The organism is Tolypothrix campylonemoides VB511288_2 (assembly GCF_045999855.1).
In the GTDB taxonomy this organism is placed as follows: Bacteria; Cyanobacteriota; Cyanobacteriia; order Cyanobacteriales; family Nostocaceae; genus Scytonema; species Scytonema bouteillei_A.
This window is the reverse complement of sequence record NZ_JBFPMW010000009.1, coordinates 32,488-53,954: the sequence shown is the minus strand read 5'-3', so window position 1 is coordinate 53,954 and position 21,467 is coordinate 32,488. Positions and strand designations below refer to the sequence as shown.

At 39.3% G+C, this 21,467-nt stretch carries 22 protein-coding genes and 1 pseudogene; 16 read left to right on the top strand and 7 right to left on the bottom strand.

The genetic code is table 11. The annotated features are described in order from the left end of the window. Positions 1-143 precede the first annotated feature (143 nt). Positions 144-2,582 (top strand): two-partner secretion domain-containing protein, encoded by a 2,439-nt coding sequence (locus tag AB0756_RS24760; protein ID WP_050046698.1) that lies wholly within the window; start codon positions 144-146, stop codon positions 2,580-2,582. Positions 2,583-2,714: 132 nt separating this feature from the next. After that, entirely contained in the window at positions 2,715-4,346 is a 1,632-nt protein-coding gene (locus AB0756_RS24755; RefSeq protein ID WP_050046699.1) for an NB-ARC domain-containing protein, read from the top strand. A gap of 134 nt (positions 4,347-4,480) precedes the next feature. Here the strand turns inward: AB0756_RS24755 and AB0756_RS24750 are convergent, their stop codons facing one another. Next, the gene (locus AB0756_RS24750) at positions 4,481-4,792 is read right to left on the bottom strand and encodes a sigma factor-like helix-turn-helix DNA-binding protein (protein ID WP_272900273.1); all 312 of its coding nucleotides are present in this window, start codon (positions 4,790-4,792) and stop codon (positions 4,481-4,483) included. Between the two features lie 8 nt (positions 4,793-4,800). Next, positions 4,801-5,406 (bottom strand): signal peptidase I, encoded by a 606-nt coding sequence (gene lepB / locus AB0756_RS24745; protein ID WP_050046701.1) that lies wholly within the window; start codon positions 5,404-5,406, stop codon positions 4,801-4,803. Between the two features lie 723 nt (positions 5,407-6,129). On the opposite strand from lepB, the gene AB0756_RS24740 reads away from it, so the two are divergent. The 5 genes from AB0756_RS24740 to AB0756_RS24720 all read left to right on the top strand — a co-directional run bounded on the left by AB0756_RS24740 (position 6,130) and on the right by AB0756_RS24720 (position 9,157). Beyond that, positions 6,130-6,327 carry a hypothetical protein gene (locus tag AB0756_RS24740; protein ID WP_050046702.1) on the top strand — a complete coding sequence of 66 codons (198 nt, stop codon included), beginning with the start codon at positions 6,130-6,132 and terminating at the stop codon, positions 6,325-6,327. 69 nt (positions 6,328-6,396) lie between these two features. Beyond that, entirely contained in the window at positions 6,397-6,648 is a 252-nt protein-coding gene (locus tag AB0756_RS24735; RefSeq protein WP_082051891.1) for a Mo-dependent nitrogenase C-terminal domain-containing protein, read from the top strand. A gap of 180 nt (positions 6,649-6,828) precedes the next feature. Beyond that, positions 6,829-7,047, top strand: a complete 219-nt coding sequence (locus AB0756_RS24730) for a hypothetical protein (RefSeq protein WP_038072872.1) — start codon at positions 6,829-6,831, stop codon at positions 7,045-7,047. A 71-nt stretch (positions 7,048-7,118) separates the two neighbouring features. Continuing rightward, entirely contained in the window at positions 7,119-7,526 is a 408-nt protein-coding gene (locus AB0756_RS24725; RefSeq protein ID WP_038072870.1) for a hypothetical protein, read from the top strand. 521 nt (positions 7,527-8,047) lie between these two features. Next, complete coding sequence (locus AB0756_RS24720) at positions 8,048-9,157, top strand: 1-aminocyclopropane-1-carboxylate deaminase/D-cysteine desulfhydrase (RefSeq protein ID WP_167844779.1); 1,110 nt, start codon at positions 8,048-8,050, stop codon at positions 9,155-9,157. A gap of 176 nt (positions 9,158-9,333) precedes the next feature. Here AB0756_RS24720 and AB0756_RS24715 read toward each other — a convergent pair whose 3' ends face one another. Then, the gene (locus AB0756_RS24715; RefSeq protein WP_038072867.1) at positions 9,334-9,975 is read right to left on the bottom strand and encodes a TetR/AcrR family transcriptional regulator; all 642 of its coding nucleotides are present in this window, start codon (positions 9,973-9,975) and stop codon (positions 9,334-9,336) included. A 133-nt stretch (positions 9,976-10,108) separates the two neighbouring features. Here AB0756_RS24715 and AB0756_RS24710 point away from each other — a divergent pair, with 133 nt between their 5' ends. Continuing rightward, positions 10,109-11,374 carry a glycosyltransferase gene (locus AB0756_RS24710; protein WP_237265964.1) on the top strand — a complete coding sequence of 422 codons (1,266 nt, stop codon included), beginning with the start codon at positions 10,109-10,111 and terminating at the stop codon, positions 11,372-11,374. A 62-nt stretch (positions 11,375-11,436) separates the two neighbouring features. Here AB0756_RS24710 and AB0756_RS24705 read toward each other — a convergent pair whose 3' ends face one another. The 4 genes from AB0756_RS24705 to AB0756_RS24690 form a co-directional block, all read right to left on the bottom strand. Continuing rightward, positions 11,437-12,414: a lipase family protein gene (locus AB0756_RS24705; RefSeq protein WP_050046703.1), complete on the bottom strand. Its 978-nt coding sequence runs from the start codon at positions 12,412-12,414 to the stop codon at positions 11,437-11,439. Between the two features lie 107 nt (positions 12,415-12,521). Then, on the bottom strand, positions 12,522-14,474 hold the full coding sequence (locus tag AB0756_RS24700; RefSeq protein ID WP_038072866.1) for an ABC transporter ATP-binding protein/permease: 1,953 nt from the start codon (positions 14,472-14,474) through the stop codon (positions 12,522-12,524). A gap of 83 nt (positions 14,475-14,557) precedes the next feature. After that, a complete protein-coding gene (locus tag AB0756_RS24695) occupies positions 14,558-14,836 on the bottom strand; it encodes a hypothetical protein (protein ID WP_038072865.1) in 279 nt (92 codons plus the stop codon). Positions 14,837-14,849: 13 nt separating this feature from the next. Beyond that, entirely contained in the window at positions 14,850-15,002 is a 153-nt protein-coding gene (locus AB0756_RS24690) for a hypothetical protein (RefSeq protein ID WP_153021437.1), read from the bottom strand. 347 nt (positions 15,003-15,349) lie between these two features. Between AB0756_RS24690 and AB0756_RS24685 the strand changes: the two genes are divergently transcribed. The 8 genes and pseudogenes from AB0756_RS24685 to AB0756_RS24650 all read left to right on the top strand — a co-directional run. Beyond that, positions 15,350-16,192: a Pvc16 family protein gene (locus tag AB0756_RS24685; RefSeq protein WP_038072864.1), complete on the top strand. Its 843-nt coding sequence runs from the start codon at positions 15,350-15,352 to the stop codon at positions 16,190-16,192. Between the two features lie 75 nt (positions 16,193-16,267). Next, a complete protein-coding gene (locus AB0756_RS24680) occupies positions 16,268-17,935 on the top strand; it encodes a phage tail sheath family protein (protein WP_050046704.1) in 1,668 nt (555 codons plus the stop codon). Positions 17,936-18,069: 134 nt separating this feature from the next. Beyond that, a complete protein-coding gene (locus AB0756_RS24675; RefSeq protein ID WP_038072862.1) occupies positions 18,070-18,534 on the top strand; it encodes a phage tail protein in 465 nt (154 codons plus the stop codon). 118 nt (positions 18,535-18,652) lie between these two features. Beyond that, positions 18,653-19,246 (top strand): phage tail protein, encoded by a 594-nt coding sequence (locus AB0756_RS24670; protein ID WP_237265963.1) that lies wholly within the window; start codon positions 18,653-18,655, stop codon positions 19,244-19,246. Between the two features lie 77 nt (positions 19,247-19,323). Continuing rightward, positions 19,324-19,671, top strand: a complete 348-nt coding sequence (locus AB0756_RS24665) for a hypothetical protein (protein ID WP_038072860.1) — start codon at positions 19,324-19,326, stop codon at positions 19,669-19,671. 112 nt (positions 19,672-19,783) lie between these two features. Then, positions 19,784-20,164: a hypothetical protein gene (locus tag AB0756_RS24660; protein ID WP_038072850.1), complete on the top strand. Its 381-nt coding sequence runs from the start codon at positions 19,784-19,786 to the stop codon at positions 20,162-20,164. A 20-nt stretch (positions 20,165-20,184) separates the two neighbouring features. Further along, positions 20,185-20,313, top strand: a pseudogene (locus tag AB0756_RS24655) (DUF6760 family protein); the annotation flags it as partial. A gap of 130 nt (positions 20,314-20,443) precedes the next feature. Continuing rightward, positions 20,444-21,467 (top strand): FHA domain-containing protein (locus AB0756_RS24650; RefSeq protein ID WP_408104015.1); only part of this gene is annotated, 1,024 nt, incomplete at its 3' end.

The following is a 21,467-nucleotide window of genomic DNA, read 5'->3' as shown; positions in this document are numbered from 1 at the left end:
AATTGAGAATACAATTACGATAGTGAAGAAATACATTTGTTGCTGAAAAATACAACTTTAGATAGAGAACTTTTGAGCATATTTCCCTACTCAGATAGTAAACTTCTGTATTAAAGTTCAATAGTGTATTCCTCCTTTGGGAAATGATTGCTAGAAACTGTCTTGGCAAGTGGCTGTTAGCTGTAAGTGGCATAATTTTGTCCGACTTGCTGAATGTGGCGAAAGTGGCAATAGCTGAGGTTATACCCGATGAAACATTGTCAGCACAAGAGCGAACGCAAGTTTCGGGCAATCCTAACTTTCAGATAGACGGAGGCGCAAGAAGGGGAAATAATTTGTTTCACAGTTTCAGCCAGTTTTCTATCTCTGGTGGAGGTTCTGCTTACTTCAACAATGCAGGAGATATCCAAAATATTTTCAGTCGGATCTCAGGTGGGTCAGTGTCTAATATAGATGGGTTAATCCGAGCAAACGGTAAGGCTAACCTATTTTTGTTGAATCCCAATGGAATAGTATTTGGTCCAAATGCTCGACTCGATATAGGCGGTTCGTTTGTTGGTACTACCGCCAATACCATTAACTTTGCTGATGGTTTTCAATTTAGCGCTACCGCTCCCCAAGCCGCACCCTTGTTAACCATGAGCGTTCCTATTGGCTTGCAATTCGGACAAAATCCTAAAACCATTCGCGTGCAGGGAAATGGTTACGATTTATCTGTTCCGGGAGCCGTTGGTTCCCCGACAATTAAAGGTAACACCGTTACTGGTTTAGTTGTGCTACCTGGAAACACCTTGGCGTTAGTTGGGGGAAATATAGACATTCAGGGCGGTACATTAACAGCAGAACAAGGAAGAATTGAGTTAGGGAGTGTCGGAACCGGACAACAAGTTGAGCTGAGTCTTGTTTCTCAAAGCTTGGCTTTGAGCTATCAAGGAATTCAAAACTTTCAAGATATTCAATTCTCTCAAAAAGCTTTAGCTGATAGCAGTGGTGGCGGTTCAATTCAAGTGTGGGGAGAAAGGGTATCCCTTACAGATGGCTCGCAGATGCTAGTTCAAAACCAAGGAGAACAACAAGGGGGAAGTATAAATGTTAATGCTCGCTCTTTGGATATGAGTTCAACAACTCTAGATGGTAGACTTCGTAGTGGGTTGGACTCGCAAACTTTGGGAAGTGGAACGGGAGCAGATATTGCGATCGCAACACAACAATTAATCGTTCGAGATGGGGCTGCAGTGAGTGCTCGTTCCTTTGGAACTGGTAATTCGGGTCGGGCGATCGTCAATGCTTCTGATTCAGTGCAAGTGCTTGGATTTTCGCCTCTAGATCTCTTGAGAAATAGCAACATCGCTTCTGTGGCGTTAGGTTCTGGGGATGCGGGTAGCGTTAGTATATCAACTCGGCAATTAACAATTCGCGATGGAGGTGGTATTGCAGTTTCGACGTTAGGAGATGGGGAAGGAGGGGAGGTAACTGTAAATGCTTTTGACTCGATAGAAATCGTTGGAGCGAGAAATGCTTTCTTGTCGAGCAATATATCAGCCGCCACTCTAGGGAATGGAAATGCTGGAAAGATCGCGATCGACACGGGAAAGTTAGTTCTTCGAGATGGGGGAACAGTGAATTCTTCTACCGTAGCATCTGGTAACGCAGGTAGTGCAGTCATCAATGCTACAGTCTCGATTGATATCGATGGTAAAGGATTTGATTCGGGGCTACCAAGTAGCGTGCGGGTGTCTGCTCCTCTTCCCGATCGAGAATTGCAACAGGCTTATCGGCTGTCACCAGTACCTCAAGGCTCATCTGGAGATATTATTATCAATACTGGAAGGTTACGTGTGACCAATGGTGCAAGTGTTGAAGCGAGTAACCAGGGGACAGGTGATGCTGGAACGCTGCAAGTTAAGGCAAATTCTATCGTTTTAGATCGTGGGGGTGCAATAACATCTGCGACTGCATCCGGTCGAGGAGGCAATATAGATCTACAAGTAAAAAATCTGCTCCTCATGCAACGTGGCAGTCAAATCACTACCTCGGCATTTGGATCTGGTAATGGTGGTAATATTAGTATCAGAACATCTTCACTCGTAGCTGTACCCAAAGAAAATAGCGACATTAGTGCTAATTCTGCAAACGCTCGTGGGGGAAATGTTGATATTAATACCAATACTCTTTTGGGTTTCCAGTTTCGCTCGGAAAATACTTCTTTGAGCGATATAACTGCCACGGGAAAGGATTCTGCCTTCAATGGAATTGTTCAAATTAACGTTCAAGATATTACCCCCAATAATGGATTGGTGGAATTGCCTGCAGTTGTCTTGGATAGAAGTACGCTCATTGCTAATAGATGTATCGCTCGCAAAAGTCCCCAAAGTAGATTGATTATTACAGCAAATGGGAGCTTACCTACTTTACCTGATGACTTGCTAAATTCTCCCTTCCCAACCTATGAGATAGAGTCTGTACCAGCACAAAACCAGAGTGATGCACTCACTGATGAAGGAGGATTTATTTACACGGAACCTGATGGTATTTATCCAATGTCGAATGGAGAAGTTTTGCTGGGGCGTCTTTGCCATTAAACTTGAAAATTGCCAAAATTGGCAATGCAACTTTCCGAATTCGGAAAGTCATTTGCGCGAAAGGACAAGACTTTACTCTGGAGTACGCTCTACGCTTGAAAATGTCAGCAAAACGTTACTGGGGAAAATTTTATGTCTATCGCCGCAAAATCAGCCCGCAAACGTGGTGTTATTCTGACGACTAACGGTTGGAACAAATTCCAGAACACTAAACGCGAGTTTGAGTTGCAAAATAATAACGGGAATCGCTATTCTTATGAAGAACTGAGCGATCGCACCAACTTATCATTACACACCATTTCCCGCATCCTGGCACGTACAGAGAAGGTAGACAAGCGATCGTTAGAATACTGTTTTCAAGCCTTTGGTATAGAATTAGACAAAGGAGATTATACTCAATGTGGTGGTCCTCAAGCATTTGATTGGTCTGAAGCAGCAGATATTGGAGTTTTTCAAGGTCGCAATGAAGAACTCATGCAGTTGCAACAGTGGGTACTAATAGATCGATGTCGTCTAATTGCAGTCCTCGGGATGGGAGGAATTGGAAAAACAACTCTTGCAAGCAAGTTTGCGCGACAAGTTCAGCATGAGTTTGAATACCTCATTTGGCGATCTATATCAAAAGCGCCTTCGCTCAACACTTTGGTTGCAGACTTGGTTTCCTTTTTGTCTAATCATAAAGAAACCAAAGGCGATATTGGACGATTAATGCATTATTTGCGTAATTCTCGATGTCTGTTGATTTTAGATAATTTGGAATCAGTGTTAGATCCTGGTTACCCAGGACAATACCTTCCCGGTTATGAAGGGTATAGTCAATTACTCCAAGTGATTGGAGAAACAACACATCAAAGCTGTTTGATGTTGACTAGTCGTGAAAAGCCTTCTGAGATAGCCTCTAGCGAAGGAACTGATGTACCCGTGCATTCTTTGAAGTTAGGGGGTTGTCAGGAAGCTGCTTCTTCTATACTCGAACTAAAAGGATTAATAGGGAGTGAAAAACAAAAACAACAATTGTGCGATCGCTATGGTAATAGCCCTCAAGTCATAAAAATTGTTGCGACTTCAATTCTAGACTTATTTGACGGTAATATCAAAGAATTCCTTAAACAAAGAACTGTTGTTTTCAATGGTATACGTCGCTTGTTAGAACAACAATTCAATCGCCTCTCACACTTGGAGCAAACCATTATGTACTGGTTGACAATCAATGGCAACTGGACAACCATTACAGATTTAATTAACGATATTATACCTACTGTTTCAAAAGTAGATTTATTGGAGGCTTTGGAGGGGCTTATTAGGCGTTCTTTGCTTGAAATGCAATTGGGACAATATACACTGCAACCATTAATTATGGAATATGTAAAAAACCACATCATTGAGCAGGTATTTACTGAATTAAAGACAAAACAACTTAATTTTTTTATGAGCTATGCACTGGAAAAAAACACAGTTAAAGATATTGAAAAAACAAGAGAAGAAAAACTTATTTTACACGCGATCGCTGACTCTTTTCATACTAGTTTTCCTTCTCAAAAAGCACAAGAACAGCAAATTCAGGAAATCCTAGAAGTATTACTCGACCAAGATAAAAAATTACTATATTATGGTGGTAGTAACTTGATGAATCTGTGCCAATATCTCCAAATTGATACAACTCGCTATGAATTCGACCGTTTAAACATTCAGCACCCCTCTAGAAAGAAAGAGAATTTACTCAACATGAATGTTGTTCGATTTGAGCGAGCGAAAGCTGTATAAAATTATGTGTACTTACACTATTTGTAAGGGCGCAAAACCACCGCGCCCCTACAGTTTGTAGAACTTTAACTAGCTAAATAATCGCTTATTTTATCTCGGTTGCGGCGCGGGATACTCAAAGCCTTCATATCTATTTATCGTACTCGTTCTCGAGTAATACCCATACCATGACCGATTTGTGCTAAAGACAGTTCATGTCCATCTGTAAAACCAAAGCGCAAACGTTTAACTTCTCTTTGTTGAGAAGACAACCTAGATAGTAAGCCATGAAGGTCTTGATGGATAGATTTTTCCAAAACATAATTAAAAGGAGAATGGGCTTCATCCTCTAACATTTCTTGCAATTCTGTGTCTCTGTCTGCTCCAACTCGCAACTCTAGAGAAATATGTCTGTGAGAGAATATCATAAAATCTCGGATTTGGCTTGGAGCTAAAGAAAGGGTTATGGCAATTTCTACACCTTCTTATTAGCATTTATTGTATTCAAGTTATAAGTAGGTCTATGTATTCCTCCAATTTGGTTGAAAGGCCAGAAGGAGAAAATTGCCCGACCGACAATTTTATTACGGGGAACAAAACCCCAATAATGGCTGTCAAAACTATCATTTCGATTGTCTCCAAGAACTAAATAAGAATTGGCTGGGACAATAACTGGTCCCCACGTATAATCTGGTTTAGCTTCGATATAATTTTCTTTTATGGGTACATTATTAATGAAAACTTGCCCATTTTTTACATCAACTTTATCTCCAGGTAATCCAATAACACGTTTAATAAAAGCATCATGAAAATTGTCTTCTTCTAATGTTTTTGTAGGATTAAAAACAACAATATCACCACGTTTAGGAGAAGTAAAATCATAACTCAATTTATCTATGAGTAAATGCTCTCCTGGTTGAATAGTTGGTTCCATCGATCCAGATGGTACATAACGCGGTTCAATAATAAAGGTACGAATTCCAAAGGCAATAACCAAGCTAAAAATAATGGTTTTGACGAATTCAATCCAAAAATTTCCCGATTGGATTTCGTTTGGTTGTCGCTCGTTAAGTACAGACATAAGTTTAAAACCTAAAAATTATACAAGATATTTGAAGAAGGTAGGAGGCAGAGGGCAGAGGGCAGAAGGAACATATGCGTTGGGGATTCAAACCCCAACCAACTAAATTCAACTTATCAATTAGCTAAAAATCAATTTTTGTATCTTGGTTTAAATTATTCATAGTCTTCATTGTTTTTATATTTCTAGTTCAACTGTAGAAAGAAAAAGTTAAGAACTTGGGAAGATTGGCTTTGACAGTAAGATTTTTACACAGTGAGGGAATTCCTAAAGAGGATGCACGAACCTACAGCGAAGAGCCTACATATAATGCGATCGCTCACTGCAGTTGTTTGCCGGACTCAATTTCGCAATCGCGAATCAGTAAAGAAATTTGGCTAATTTGCTGCAAATATACAGTCATTGCGTCTGTCGAAGTCTGAATCATAGTACCATGTTCGATGAAGGATTATTTTTAGGTGCTGATGTTCTTAGTTTCCACGTACAGCACCACTTCTATGGGCGAAGAAGGATAAGTTAGAGTAAAGATAACGAAGAGTTTTTCCTGTAACTTTATCCTAGTGAAGTATGGTTAGACGGGCAAGGATGCTTGTCCCACAGGATTTCCATTGGCTTATAAGCCGCCTTTATATTTTTTATCTGAGTATTTAAGTTTTTTCTAACTTCAAGACTAACTTAACTTTCTTCACCCATATAGCTTTCTTAAGAAGGCAAATTGAAATCATGACACACCAACTTAAAGTACAACTTTTACAACCATTACTTATGGACACAATCATGATTTCTGTATCTTCTCAAAAACTTGAATCAACAATCAGTTCTTTAACTAAAGTTGACACATCGCACCAAACAAGAAAACTAGCTGCTAACTGGTACATAGTTGACGGTCAGTTGATTTGTAAGTGGAATATCTGTTCTTGAACTCATTTGATATTTTCTAGATACTTGGTAATCAAAGAGAAAAAACCGAACATCAAAGAGGAACTCGTCATGAATACATATCATTTGAATTTACTACAACCATTACAGCAAAAGCTAGATGCATTTGAAATTAATAATATTCAATTGGCGAACTTTTTGTGCCAATTCATCCCAGACTCTTGTCCGTTTGAACGGAACATACAACTGTTTGGTAACTTAACTATCCATATTCCTCCGTTGTGTAAGCTAAATCCACTGTACGAACAATTAATTGGGTTGCGTTTTCGTGCCTTATGTTATCTTGACGAGCATTCATCTTAAACTCCGCTCCACAGTTAAGTTAGGGGTTTAACTGGTTCATCTTAGCTGGTACAAACTTAGGGAAGCTCGTAAACTGTACTTTAAGAGTGTGTTTATTCAATCTGTCACAGCAATATTTACAGAGTGAAAGCTAGTACATACAAATTTTGGAATTGAAACGATGATGCAGCTGTAGAAGCAATGGCAAAGCTATGCCCTGTGTATAAAGATTCTTATGCACTAGTGATGCTAGTGTTAGAAGAATCTCATCAGGTATCGCGAGCAATTGGCACTGCTTTAGCAATTCAGGCACAAAAAGAAGGTTTAGCAGATTTAGTTGCAGATGCTGAAAAAGCAATTAAAGAGGCAATGTGGGAGCCAAAGTATACACCAATCATCATGAAACCGCTGCTTTGTTAACTGCTATGACCGCATTAATATCACCTCTATACAATCCCTTACTAAAATATTGAACTCAAAGGAGAACGATTATGAATCAACGACCAATAGGTGTGACTATTCTCGCTTCCTTACAACTGATAAACAGTGTTTCACTGTTATTTCAAGGAGTAGTAATTTTATTCCTCAAAAATTCCAACTTACATCAACTACTTCACACACCAGTACTTCCAAGCAATGTAGCAGAATTGATTGGTGGATTTCTCCTATTTCTTTCCTCGATTAGTTTTCTTCTAACTTATGGTCTATTTACTCTCAAATATTGGGGTTGGCTAATCAGTTTAATTTTTCAAATTCTAGGTTTATTTGCGTTTTTCTTTGTATTTTATCAAGCGCGAACAACTGCTGGATTAACTGTTATAAGCGCTGTCATCCATGTAACAATTATATATTACCTATGCCAACCTAATGTCAGGCGGTCTTTTGTACCTACCAATTAATTAGTTAATATGGCAGTCCTCAATCATTTGGAAGAATTGGAAATTGTTTTGACTTCCCTGTAATTTACAAAAATAACAGGGAGGGTACATTTTCTTCCAAACTATTTAAGCCGTTTGACAGCTATTAATATAAATCTACCATTAACTTTTTGTTAAGTGATTCATCTTCACTCTCAAGCCAAGATTTGAAACTGAAACTAGATAATAAGTCAGGGTTAATCATAATTTAGGTAGATATGTTATCTACAACCATAAATAAAAAAGTATTCCTAATAAGCCATGAGTGTCATTATAAAATATTTACAAAAACTTACATTTATACAAAAAGGTTGTTTGGGGCTATTACTACTAGGAGGTTTATTATTTTCTCAACTGCTGACACTGTATATCACACCAGTGTTTTACACATAATGAAAGCATTACGAAGAAGATTGGAAAATAGTAATTCAAACAAACACTTACAAACAATGTAATAGCGTACACATATACGTTTCATGATAAATTATTTAGGAGACAGAAAAATGCTTCCTTTGTTTAAGGCTTATCCACAATTACAAGCCAAACTGCCTTATGTATCGTTAGCTGAATTATCAACCCCGGTGCATAAGCTGAATAACATAGAAAAGACACTTAATGCAGAACAACTTTACATCAAGCGAGACGATCTGAGTAGTTCGATCTATGGGGGTAACAAGATCCGCAAATTAGAATTTCTGTTGGGAGACGTTCTTAACCAACATTCAAAGCGAGTATTGACGTTTGGTTTTGCTGGGTCTAACCATGCCTTAGCAACAGCAATTTATGCCCATTCTCTTGGTATTCGCACGACTTCAATGCTCATGCCCCAAATAAACGCTAGCTATGTCCGTCGTAATCTTCTTACAAGTTATTATTATCAGGCAGATCTTCATCAGCACCAGAACCAACTTGCACTCTTTTTTCACACAGTATCCCAACTTGTTCGCTATACCTTAAAAGAAGCTCGCATACCTTACATTATTGCTCCTGGAGGTTCTTCACCCTTGGGTACAATCGGCTATGTCAATGCAGCATTTGAGCTAAAAGAACAAATTATGCAAGGTTATATGCCCGAGCCAGACTTGATTTACCTACCATTAGGAACTATGGGAACTGCTACAGGGCTGGTACTAGGCTTAAAAGCGATTGGTCTTAAGTCAAAAGTCATTGCTGTTCGAGTTGTAAAAGCGCAATTCGCAAATGAAAAGAAAATAGTCAGATTGTTTAATCAAACCAACTCACTTTTACACTCCCTAGACTCTACTTTTCCCATCTTGCAAATAACAGAAAAAGATTTGTGTATTCGGCATGAATTCTTTGGCGAAGACTATGCTCATTTTACAGAGTCAGGAATGAAAGCCGTCACTCAGATGAATAATTATGAAAATATTCCTTTAGACGGCACGTATACTGGAAAGGCATTCGCCGCCCTAATTCACGATCTTAACCAAGAAGATATCAAACATCAGGTAATTCTTTTCTGGAACACTTATAACTCTAGAAATTTACCCACAGCTTTTGTTGATGAAGACTTTCATCAGCTTCCTCAATCGTTTCATCGTTATTTTATTGGAACATTGTTCGGCTCGGGTTCGGAAACAAGCGATCGCTAACTCGATCGCTCCAGTCTTGATAGTCAGGGTGAGAATGGGAAACCCAAATGTCGATAAGAATTTTGCATTCTTAATTTGTCAACTATCATTTTTATATACCTTACTACGATGCCCTACTCGAATCACAGTGACTAATAAAACATTATCTTCTATTCCAGAAATAACTCGGTAATCTCCTACTGTCCACTTTTTTGAGGTAAGGGTACCAAAGTTTTGAATGCGATCGCATCGGCTTCAGCGTCAGATACTCCCAGAGATTTCAGAATCAACTTCGCGATCTGTTCTGGGTAATTGGGTTCGGTATGTCCTTCTAGAATACTACGCATTGCCATCAGTGCTGTTCCCAAAACTAAATCGAGCGCTGCCTGCATGGTATCAACCTGAAACCGCTTTAACCGTATCCCTGCTTCGAGATCCGACATCAAACCCCGTTCGATCGTTTCACTCAAGGGGGCTGCCACTAATCCAATGCGAACAATGACCCATCCCCAAGTGTCATCTCGCATCGCTTGGTGTAAAAACTGACGCAAGGCGATCGCCATACGTTCAGCTGGGTCTGAAACCTTTGCATACTGTGCCCAAATTTTTTGATTCATTTCATCACTTAAGGAGGCTGCAACGGCTCTCAACACATCTTCGCGTGTCTGAAAATAGTTGTAGAACGTTCCCCTGGCAACACCTGCCTCAGCAATGATATCGTCAACGGTGACAGCATCCATTTCTTTTCGAGCAAATACTCGATAAGCAGACTCAATCAAACTGGATCGAGTCCGTTCTCGTTTTTCCATACCAATAGATGCTCGACGAGATGGCTTCATAAGGGATTACTTAATATCTTGAGCTTAGCATACCCTATTGTTGACACTCCTATCAAAATGACAATATCATCAAAATGACAGGTATGTCATTTATTAAGTCAACACGCTTCAATTTGGAATAACAGGAGTATTTGTGATACGTATTGCAATTATTGCTTTGGGTAGCCAGGGAGACGTTCAACCTTACATTGCTTTAGGCAAGGGATTGAAAGCGGCGGGTTACGATGTCCATCTATTGACCCACGAGAACTTTGAGGGACTCGTCAAGTCCCACGGATTAGAGTTCTACGCTATGCAGGGGAACGTACAAGAACTGATTGAAACGCCAGAAATGCGCGAGCTTTCCCAGAAAGGAAACTTTATCACCATAACCTTGAGGATGGCAAAAGAAACGGAACGGGTGGCAGCCTGTTGGGCGCAAGCAGGTGTAGAGGCTTGTCGAGGAATGGATTTACTGATAGCGGGTGTTGGAGGGCTTTACCTGAGTCTGGCATTAGCTGAAAAGTTAGAAATTCCATTGCTGCAAGCTTTCGTTTTTCCCTTTACCCCAACCAAAACCTTTCCTGGGGTTCTGTTTCCTCAATCGCTTACCCGATTGGGAAGCACTGTCAATTGGTTATCCCATCAAGTGGTCAGACAAATTATTTGGCAAAGTTCTCGTTCGGGGGATACAGCAGCCCGCAAGCAAGTGCTTAACTTACCGATATCCTCATTTTTTAGTCCTCGTCAATCTTCCGATCTTCATCGCTATCCAACGCTCTACGGCTTCAGCCCTTCTGTAATTTCCAAGCCATCAGACTGGAAGAATACCTGTGTCACAGGCTACTGGTTCTTAGACGCTGCACCTGATTGGACTCCATCTTCTGCCCTTGTGGACTTTTTGCAAGCAGGTTCGCCGCCTGTTTATATTGGGTTTGGCAGTATGGGCAATCGCAACCCGGAAGAAACTGCCGATCTGGTTTTGCAAGCTCTTAAAAAAACTGGGCAACGCGCAATCATGCTCGCTGGCTGGAGTGGAATGCACAAAGAAAATTTACCAGATAACGCTTTCCTAGTTAATTCCATTCCCCATGCATGGCTTTTCCCTCGTGTTGCGGCTGTTGTTCATCATGGAGGTGCGGGTACTACGGCAGCCGGACTCAGGGCAGGAGTGCCGACAATTATTATTCCATTTTTTGGCGATCAAGGCTTTTGGGGACAACGGGTTGCAGACTTAGGGGTTGGAACAAAGCCAATCCCTCGCCAACAACTTACGGCAGAACGACTTGCTCAAGCAATTCAAACAGTTGTAACCGATGGAGTGATGCGTCAGCGTGCAGTGAGTTTGGGAGAAAAAATTAGAAATGAAGATGGAGTTGCCAATGCAGTGGCGATCGTCCAAAGACTATTATCTAGTTAACTTCAAAAAAACTGCCATTTCTACTTGACAAGTGCTCAATTTCGATTGTGCGATTATTTCATTTAGTAAACCTTAAGATCTTGTGTAAGAGCTTGAATGTAAGTTCCTTTTAGATCGTGGTTATTAGCAATACTATTCTTTTGAACCGTGAAATAAATAGGAATTCCGATATGTTCAAAGGTATCATTATATTTGAACATATTTAAATCACTCATAAGTCCTCTTGTTGTTTCAACCTTGACTTCAAGATTTTTTTGAACGGGTTGAGTTTGTACGGACTTTATAGAGGAGCTAGTTGTGGTAATACGTTCTTGAGTTTTAGTCACTTGAAATGCTACAAACTTATTTAAAAAGCTGATTTTTTTTGCTGGTAAATCTAATGTAGACACAGGAAAATTAGGAACGATATCTTCAGAATTGGCAATTCTATAACATTCTATATGAGATGTTTTAAAAGTTTGAGCAAATGTTGGATCTCCAGTGCGCGGACTAGCAAAGGTATACAAAATTGGTTGTTGAAAGCTAGTATGAGTAATAATATCTGGAACGCATAAACTGGCTAAAGAACCCCCTAAACTATGCCCCGTGACAAAAATTTTTGAGCCAGGAGCACATTTGTTTGGATCGTTTAACGTTTCAAGAATTTTTGATGAAATAGTTTGGTAAATTTTTTGCGAACCGAATGAGACTTTTCCCCAATTCTCTAAATAAGGAACTTGTCGAATTTCTCCATCTCGGAACCATTCTAAAGGATTTTCAGTACCTCGGAAGACGATGTATATGTTATTTGCTTTTGCAGCAATAAAACCAAAAGGAACAATATCTCGATCTAAAATATCAAGAAAGTTATATGGTTCGTGTATTTCATAAGTAGCTAGTATTTTATACTCATTTTCATCATCTATTTTCAATACACCTGAGACTTCAGGTGTCCATACTTGTTTCTGTTTTTTAGCATTGAACTGATTGTAAGCAGCATCAACCAAATAACCAAGTTCAATAGCAACATTTAACTCAAAGTTTGAAAAAGGATTCAGCATAAAATTCTCCAATGCTCAAGTGTAAACTTTTAGAAGTAAGTAGTTTTAGTTTGGGACGCAATTGTCAAGAAGTTGGAAATTGCAATTTGAAAAAATCTCTTAGGAATTTAAGTACAAGGAAGTAATTGCCAATCTCCTTGACCATCCAACTCCAATAGCACATCGTGATATTGAATCAGACTGGACCGATGTCCAACACTGATAAAAGTCGTTTGAGTTGTACGTAGTAGGTGATAAAGCTTAGCTTCATTTTGTACGTCAAGAGCACTTGTTGCTTCGTCTAGAATGGCGTAAGGAGGAGCGCTTAATAATAAGCGTGCAAAGGCTAAGCGTTGTTGTTCGCCTAAGGAGAAAATATCTGCCCAATTGAGAACCGTATCAAAACCACCAACTCGTTCTGGTAAATCTTCTAAATTGACTAGTTGCAACACGCCATATAATTCTTTTTCTGTTAGATTGCGACTGGTTTGTGGATAAAGAAGTTGTTGTCTTAAACTGCCTAAAGGCATATAAGGACGTTGGGGCAAAAACAGCATTTCAGAGAGAGGTGGACGGACTAATAAACCCGTACCGCTATTCCACAAACCAGCGATCGCTCTCAGTAACGAACTTTTACCACTTCCACTGCTACCCATAATTAAGAGTCCTTGACCCGATGGAAGCTCAAAAGAAAGATTTCTAACTAATTTTTTCCCATAATTAGGAGTTTGCAATGTCACGTGTTCTAACTTAATTTTATTGTCAATTCTCACATCCAAAGTTGTTCCAAAGACTCTCTGGGATTCTGATGGTTCTGCGATCGCTTCTTGAAAACCCTCCAGACGATGAATACCTGCAACAAAAGTCGTCAAAGAATCGAATTGGTTAACAATAAGAGACATAGCTCCCAAGACTTGATCGAAGGCAAAACCCGCCTGAGTAATTGCGCCAAAATCAATTTTATGTGCAAAGTATAAAGGAGCAACAATCAAAGAAGGTAGGATAACATTTAAATATCCATAGGCTGTCGTAAAAAAACCTAAATTCTTCTGCCAACCAATCAATAAATTAAAATTTTTTAAAACTTCTATGAACCGTTGCTTAATAGTAAGAAATTCCTGTTCCTCTCCTCGATAAAAGGCAATAGATTCAGTATTGTTACGAATATGAACCAGGCTGTAGCGAAAATTGGCTTCTTGTTGTAATTGATTAAAATTTAACCACACGAGACGCTTACCGAGGATAACAGTAAATATTGTACCAACGGTAGTATAGGCAACAAGGAGAAAAACTAAAGTAACAGAAATTGACCAAAGAATTCCGATGAAAGAAATTAAAGAAATAATAGAATTGAGAACGACTAACAGAAAAGAAAGAGAATAATTAGTGAAAGAATTAATATCTTCAGAAATTCGCTGGTCGGGATTGTCTATTGTATCATTATTATTAATTGTGTAGTAAGCTTTGTTCTGGAAATAGCGTTCAAGAAAACGATAAGTCATCCATTCGCGCCAGTATAGGCTTAGTTTGCTTTGTACGTAATTAAAATAGACTGTTATGGGTATGCCAACCACAAACACACTAAAATAGACCCATAAAAATCTCCAAAATCCTGGGATATCCCTGTTCGCTAAATCTGTTTGAAAAAAGCGACTCACATAGCTAATAATGACATTTAAGCCACTGACAGCTAATGAAAGAAATAGCAAAAGAGCAAGTAAAATCCAAGGTTGCCACCGAGCAATTAATGATTTTCTAAAAAAAATGAAAAATAAGACAGGTATGATGATACCACTTGCTATTAAATAGAGACTGGGAAAAGTCATTAATTGATTTAGCAACTTAAATAAACCAGGAGCTATTTGTTCTGTTAAGTGAGGAAACAAAGAATGGCTTATCCATATAAAAGCAGTCACTAATAAAAATAAAGATATACCAACAAATAGTAACAATAATGATAGAAGACCTAAAGTTATCAAAGCACTATGCTTTCCTAGAGGAAACCAGTAGGGTTGAGCCAAAGTAAGAAACCCAATCCATAATTTTTTATCAAACCGATTGGTATTGTAGAGTTTAGTCATAAAAAATAGTAAAATTTAGTTTTCCCCTTTACAAGGGGAAATAAAGGGGTAAATCGACTTATGTTTACGCAGTATCCTAGCTTTTAAGAATCACATTTTATTTGAGATACATCATTTACACTGATAAACCAGGTATTTATCTGATTCCCTTGATTGGATACAATTCCATCCCCATCTATATGAACTTTTAAATTCAAATGTTTTGCGAACGGTATTCCTTGAAAATCAGTGATTTCAATAGAAGAAAACTCAATATTTGTTTCATCGACATTAACACTAGCATGCTCTGTATCTTGAGATGGTTTTCGGGGATCTTGCCTAAAAACAACAGTATTGCTTGTAAAAGTTAAAACAATTGACATTGAAGTATCTCCTTCAAGAATAATTTTTCAGTAATCTCTTTTTGTTCTCAAATGACTCAATCTCGTGTAAGTTATTTTCATTCAATCCTACAGTTCGACCTGGAAATCCTGCTGTGTCAAAGTAACGAACTCCATCCGCATCTTGAAACTGTAGTATGGTTTGCATACCGTTAGATGCTGGCTTAGAAAACAGCCTGTCACTTGTGTAACTGATATATTTTGCTCATGGGTTTAGTCTCAAATATTGCTTTTGCGGTTAATTGCTTTTTTCTGTACCTTTTGCGCCCTTACATCTTTTCTAGAAACATTTATCTAACCAAATGACATATTCATTATATTTTATGAAAATATCAGATTTGACCAGGCAAGATAACCCAGTTAAAGTTCCAGTTAAGCTAAATAATAAATTGGTGCAATATTTAAGCGATCTTCAACTGAATTTCGCCAAAAGTCTATTCACGTTTATAGGGTTTTGATTCTAATCTAAAAATATACAGATTATCTGCTTCCGCTATGCTTATCGCTCTTCTCCAAACCTTAGCAGAAATTCTGGTTGGAGGAACCTCTCTCACCAGTATGGAGCAAATTGACTTTAATATTCCTGGTACTAGACGGGATGACAGTGCAAGCCCTTTTCTAAATCTTTACCTGTACGATATTAGAGAGAGCATACAAGTGCAATCAACAGGAAGGCAGATAGACCGCAGAATATCAGAAGGAGGTTTATCAGCTGCTAATGTAAGTTCTTTACCGATTTGGTTTGATGTATCGCTCATACTGACTGCTTGGAATCGGACAGCTTTAGGAGAGTATCATCTTTTAAACGAAGCGTTGACCTTGCTACTACGTCACCGTTCGCTCCGAGAAGAATTTTTAGCTCCAGAACTACGAGGTTTTGGCAATTTATTCATACATGTTGCAGCCACGCCATTTATTGAAGCAGGTTCTTTATGGAGTGCTTTAAATGTTCCTTTGCGTCCAGCGTTGTATTTAACGATCGCAGTACCCTTTGAGCCGGATAAAACTTCAGTACCTTTAATTTGGCAACGAATTGTTGGTCTGAGCGCAGAAGTGGAAAAAAATGGTAACAGTCGTATGCTCCACAAGCGGGTTTCGATTGCATGCGCTGTTAAAAGTGCAGTGACAAATTTACCACTTGCAGAAACCAAAGTGACTTTGATGGGAACGGAAAAGTCAGCAACAAGCAATCAAGAAGGATTGTTCTTTTTTGAGAACTTGCGATTGGGCAATTATGTTGTCAGACTTGATTGTTCCGGTTATTTATCTCAAGATTGCAACATCTTAGTAGATGGCAACACTTTCACATTTAAAGAAGTTTTTCTTACCCCTGTTTAAGAGAACTGACACATACAGCGTTAAAGACGCAACGCAAAAGCGTCCTGACAACTGATTTGATACGGAGAAATTTTCATGGCAAGACTGGATTACTTTGCACCTGGTGTTTACATTGAAGAAGTTGACCGGGGTGCCAGACCGATTGAAGGTGTTAGCACTGCGGTTGCAGGATTTGTTGGCTTTACAGAAGATGTGCGAAACGGCGCTGAAGTCTTCAAGCCCACGCTTATAACCAATTGGACGCAATATCTGAACTATTTTGCTCGTCCGAACTCGGATGGTTTCACTGACTTCAACGCTTACTTACCTTTTGCAGTTTACGGCTTTTTTCTAAATGGTGGTGGTCGCTGTTGGATAGCGAGTATTGGAACTCAATTACCCAATGCAACTAAATTAACAACGCCAGAACCAGCTGTTGTGCAAATCAATGGTCGAGGGAACCGTTTATCCCTCACTCTCAGCTTGCGTTCCGAGCAAGCAGCCGGAGGATTAATTAACATTTTAATTAGTGATAGTTCGCCTCGTGCTCTCCCGGAAGGCGTTGAAGGGGAAGCACCTCCAAATACAGGGGAGTATTTCACACTTCAAATCCGTCGAGGTGAAGAAATTCTCGAACAGTATGAGAACTTAACTATGAACTCTGAAGTTCCTCCTCAAGTTGGAACTTATGCGGTCACGGCATTACGCAACTCCATGTATGTCACTGTAGTAGAAGCGACTTCGACAGGAAGACCATTAGCACGAAGACCAGCGAACGGTCAGTACGAACTTGCTCCTCCCATTGTGCCATCTTCGCCCGATCGCTTTATGCGAGATGTAGAAGGAGTACGCGACGATCGCACGGGAGTAAGGGGGCTGTTTGAAATTGATGAAATCACCATGATTTCTTGCCCCGATCTCATGCGAGTCTATGAAGCAGGACTCATGAACTTAGAACAAGTTCACGGCATCATGGAATTGATGCTCAGTATGTGTGAAGGTTCTGCTAGTGGAGATATTCCCAACCCACCCAATCGCATGGTCGTATTCGATCCACCACCAGATCGTGTCAAACCGCAAGAAGTTGTGGATTGGCTACACAATTTTAACCGCCGTTCCATGTTTGGAGCGCTTTATTACCCTTGGATAAAAGTGCCTAACCCACGCAATGCTGGTAGACCAATTCTTATACCTCCGTCTGGTCATGTAATGGGCGTGTGGGGTCGCGTTGATGAAGCTAGAGGAGTTTATAAAGCACCAGCAAATGAAGTTCCCAGAGGCGTCATCGGTCTGAGCTATGACACTAATTTCCGCGAGCAAGAGCTTTTAAACCCTCTTGGCATCAACTGTATTCGCAACTTTCCCAATCGAGGAATCCGCATTTGGGGCGCACGAACTTTAGTTGAGCCAGACAAGACCGAGTGGCGTTATATTAGCGTGCGGAGACTCATAAGTTATATTGAAAAGTCATTGGAATTAGGTACACAATGGGTAGTTTTTGAACCCAATGATTTTGACCTATGGGCGCGTGTTACACGCAATGTTAGTAACTTTTTAGAGCGTATATGGCGTGAAGGCGCTTTATTTGGAGCTACACCACAACAAGCCTTTTATGTCAAGTGTGATGAAGAACTAAACCCTCCAGAAACTAGACTTTTAGGACGTTTATATATTGAAATAGGCGTTTGTCCTGTAAGACCTGCTGAGTTTGTTGTTTTCCGAATCAGCCAATGGAATGGTTACGAAGCAGAAAATGAAAGCTAATACCATTTTGGATTTTCGATCGAGATTTCACCTAGAAATCTGTTTTTCAATTGGTATAAAACGCTAAAACTCCCATCTTTTTGACATTGTTCGCGAACTGTTTGTAATTTATTATCTTCAAAAGGAGTGAAAATATGGCTGGTCAAGCTGAACCTTTACGTGGGAATACTTGGTATCTAACTATAGATCCCTATGTTCCTAATAGTAAAATGATTTTTGCGATTAACAATCTATCGAGAACAGTAGAAGCTGCTGGAGAGCAAATTACTGGTAGAAACAATAAAGGCGTAAACCGTCAATCTCTACCTGGTTTACAAAATAACCCAGAGCCTGTTGAAGTCAAAGTTATTGCAGATGGTGATACCAGTTTGAAGGATTGGTTTACAAAATGCAACCCTCAGAATGGAGGAGTTTCACAAGTATCCAAAAACAAGGGTCAAGGTCTTGTATTTTTAACAGATACTCAAGGACAGCCTAAAATGCAATTTACTATTACTAATTGTTATCCCATACATCACGGTCTAGAGGGTGATTTATCTGCTGGTGCTAACAGTGTAGTTGTTGAGCATATACGATTAATGCATGAAGGAATTGGTTAATCTTTTCAGAAAAGATGTCAGGGCGCAATAGACATCTGGTAAAAAAGATGTCAAGGCATAATGCCTTGCGCCCTACCAGAACTTTCAGATAATGCATTAAAACCCTTACAAATGGCGAATGACTAATGACGACCCGAGATATTTAATTTCTAGACGGGTTTATGACTCCATTTTTCAAAATATTTCCTTCTTGATGTCATCATTTCTTCAAGTATTAACAATGGCTGTAGGCGTATTACCTGAAAATCTTCTAACGAATCGCTTCTATGTAGAATTATCACTAAATGGTTCTCAAGAAAATATTGATGCCATTTTTCTGGAGTGTTCGGGATTTACATACTCACAAGACTTAATTGAAATTTGCGAAGTGACTCCTCGTAAGTGGGGTTCAGCACAACAAGGTCTTCCTGTAAGAACTAAAATTCCCGGTAATGTTAAAATGGGGAATATAAATCTTCGTAGATGTCTCACCCACTCCATGACACTTTGGAACTGGTTTGAAGATGTTCAACAAGGCAATTGGGCAAATAAACGTAGAGATTTTTCTTTAACTATCCAAGACTCTACCAATACAGTACAAACAAGATTGCAATTTTCGAGAGGTTGGGTCACCAATTACAAAATTACTGACTTCCATGCTAGTAAGGCAGACATGGCGATTGAAGAACTAGAAATTGCTTTCGAGAACTTTAAGCGCGTGGCATCAAATTAGAACCCTTTCAACCTGAAAAACACAAACAATCATTAACTTTCGCAATTTACTCATGCAAAAAGGGAGCGGTCAACTTTATGTTTCAAAAAGAGTTTGAATTTACACTACCCAAAGGTTATGTAGACCCTGACGGTAACATCCATCGTAAAGGAGTTATGCGACTAGCAACAGCTATAGATGAAATTGCACCTTTACGCGATCCTCGCGTCAAGTCTAATCCAGCCTATGCCACAATTATCATTTTGTCTCGTGTTATTACTTGCTTAGGAGCTTTATCTGAACTTAGCCCTATGGTTGTAGAAAACTTTTATGCTCAAGACATGAATTATCTTCAAGATTTTTACCGTTGTATCAATGGTTTTGGGAATGAAGTTTCATCTGCTAAAGATACATCTCAAGTTACCGAACAACTTATTAACGCATAGGTAACTAGGTAAATACACTTGAAACCCTTACTAACGACGAATGACAAATGACCAATGACGCTCCTCACTAGTTAACTTTAATTGTGTTGTTTATTCCCTACTTTTTACTCCTATGTCCCGTAAAGATTCTCTGCACAATGAATTTACTTTTATTCTTCCGCAAGGTATCACAGATAATCAAAACAGAGTTCATCGTCAAGGCGTGATGCGTTTGGCGACAGCAAAAGATGAAATTTTAGCCCAACAGCATCCTAGTGTTCGGGATAATCCTGGCTATAGTTTCTTAGTGATGCTTTCACAAGTTATTACACGCTTGGGTAGTCTCAATTCTGTCACTCCTGATTTTTTAGAAAAGTTAGTCATCCGCGACATCGCCTATTTGCGAGAATTTTATAATCGTGTCAACCAACAAGGAAATGCACGCATTCCTGCCTTGTGCCCCCATTGCAATAATGAGTTTGCAGTGGAGTTAGAACTTGTGGGGGAGCCTTAAGCTACCCTTCAAATAAATTATATGAAGAGGTAGCTTTTCTTGCTTACCATTTTCACTGGTCACAAGATGAAATTTTGAATCTCGAACATAAAGTTCGTCAGCGCTGGGTAACAGAAATTAATAAAATTAATCAGCAAATAAAAGCTTAATTTGTTCTAAAAACTTAATTCTGTACAAGCGCATTACCTCAAATGATTAGTTTGGATATAGGCATATTTTATATGCCACACTCCAAGCAAAATTATATCCTTCAAGTCAATCTATTAAAAGTTAGATTTTATGATGAAAGTCAGAGTTTTGAATGCAGAAACCTTGGGTAAAATCAACGAAGTTAACCTTAACTTCATTCCCAATGAAAACAACGAGTACATTATTGGACGTTCTCCTAAATCCGGTCTAGTTCTTGATAGTCTTGATGTGAGTCGTCAACATGGCAAGTTCTTCTTGCGTGATGGGAATTACTATTACTCTGATTTAGGTAGTATAAATGGCTCGTTAGTAAACGATAAACTTGTTGAGACAGACCAAGTTTATGCACTCAAGTCTGGTGATGTTGTCCGCATTGGTGAATTCCTTCTAGTTATGGAAGAAACCAATGAAAAAAATGAAGAGCCTGAAGCATTACCAGTAACAGTATTGAACATGGATTGGCAAGCAGCTATGGCGGCTATCAAAGACCGTGTAGTCAAGCCAGAAAATGAAGGCTTGAAGGTCATGGCTCAAGATCCAGAAGAAACACATGAAGTTGCTGAGCCTGTTTTTAGTGATGGTTCTCAATTACTGACTAAAGAGTCTGAAGAATCAACTTTTATTCAGCCTACAGAAGAAGTAGAAGTCTCAGAACATAGCACTGAAACAGTCATCAATGAAGACAAGGAGGCAATTCAAGCAGTAAATGCTCAACAAATCTTCAATGAAGATGACAATAATATTTCCCAACCAATATCTCAGGACTCAGAGGAAGAAACCCCTGTTTCTCAAATTAGTGCTGAAACACCAGAAGTCGTAGATGAGGAAGACCGGAAAGACGACGAACAACTGCAGGAGGAAGCAATTCCAACCGTTGATGCTCAATTGCCTTTAGCTGAAGATGAATTGGATGAAGATGAAGGTGAAGATAATCTCATCTCTCAACCAGTGTCTCAGGACTCAGAAGAAGAAACCCCTGTTTCTCAAATTAGTGCTGAAACACCAGAAGTCGTAGATGAGGAAGACCGGAAAGACGACGAACAACTGCAGGAGGAAGTCATTCCAACCGTTGATGCTCAATTGCCTTTAGCTGAAGATGAATTGGATGAAGATG

Excerpts from the sequence above, each read along its gene's own strand:
- AB0756_RS24720 (WP_167844779.1), top strand. The coding sequence starts at position 8,048 with ATGCTTCCTTTGTTTAAGGCTTATCCACAATTACAAGCCAAACTGCCT.
- AB0756_RS24675 (WP_038072862.1), top strand. The coding sequence starts at position 18,070 with ATGGCTGGTCAAGCTGAACCTTTACGTGGGAATACTTGGTATCTAACT.
- AB0756_RS24730 (WP_038072872.1), top strand. The coding sequence starts at position 6,829 with ATGGCAAAGCTATGCCCTGTGTATAAAGATTCTTATGCACTAGTGATG.
- AB0756_RS24760 (WP_050046698.1), top strand. The coding sequence starts at position 144 with ATGATTGCTAGAAACTGTCTTGGCAAGTGGCTGTTAGCTGTAAGTGGC.
- AB0756_RS24685 (WP_038072864.1), top strand. The coding sequence starts at position 15,350 with ATGCTTATCGCTCTTCTCCAAACCTTAGCAGAAATTCTGGTTGGAGGA.
- AB0756_RS24740 (WP_050046702.1), top strand. The coding sequence starts at position 6,130 with ATGACACACCAACTTAAAGTACAACTTTTACAACCATTACTTATGGAC.
- AB0756_RS24700 (WP_038072866.1), bottom strand. The coding sequence starts at position 14,474 with ATGACTAAACTCTACAATACCAATCGGTTTGATAAAAAATTATGGATT.
- AB0756_RS24660 (WP_038072850.1), top strand. The coding sequence starts at position 19,784 with ATGTCCCGTAAAGATTCTCTGCACAATGAATTTACTTTTATTCTTCCG.
- AB0756_RS24705 (WP_050046703.1), bottom strand. The coding sequence starts at position 12,414 with ATGCTGAATCCTTTTTCAAACTTTGAGTTAAATGTTGCTATTGAACTT.
- AB0756_RS24665 (WP_038072860.1), top strand. The coding sequence starts at position 19,324 with ATGTTTCAAAAAGAGTTTGAATTTACACTACCCAAAGGTTATGTAGAC.
- AB0756_RS24695 (WP_038072865.1), bottom strand. The coding sequence starts at position 14,836 with ATGTCAATTGTTTTAACTTTTACAAGCAATACTGTTGTTTTTAGGCAA.
- AB0756_RS24735 (WP_082051891.1), top strand. The coding sequence starts at position 6,397 with ATGAATACATATCATTTGAATTTACTACAACCATTACAGCAAAAGCTA.
- AB0756_RS24690 (WP_153021437.1), bottom strand. The coding sequence starts at position 15,002 with ATGCAAACCATACTACAGTTTCAAGATGCGGATGGAGTTCGTTACTTT.
- AB0756_RS24715 (WP_038072867.1), bottom strand. The coding sequence starts at position 9,975 with ATGAAGCCATCTCGTCGAGCATCTATTGGTATGGAAAAACGAGAACGG.
- AB0756_RS24755 (WP_050046699.1), top strand. The coding sequence starts at position 2,715 with ATGTCTATCGCCGCAAAATCAGCCCGCAAACGTGGTGTTATTCTGACG.
- AB0756_RS24725 (WP_038072870.1), top strand. The coding sequence starts at position 7,119 with ATGAATCAACGACCAATAGGTGTGACTATTCTCGCTTCCTTACAACTG.
- AB0756_RS24680 (WP_050046704.1), top strand. The coding sequence starts at position 16,268 with ATGGCAAGACTGGATTACTTTGCACCTGGTGTTTACATTGAAGAAGTT.
- lepB (WP_050046701.1), bottom strand. The coding sequence starts at position 5,406 with ATGTCTGTACTTAACGAGCGACAACCAAACGAAATCCAATCGGGAAAT.
- AB0756_RS24670 (WP_237265963.1), top strand. The coding sequence starts at position 18,653 with ATGACTAATGACGACCCGAGATATTTAATTTCTAGACGGGTTTATGAC.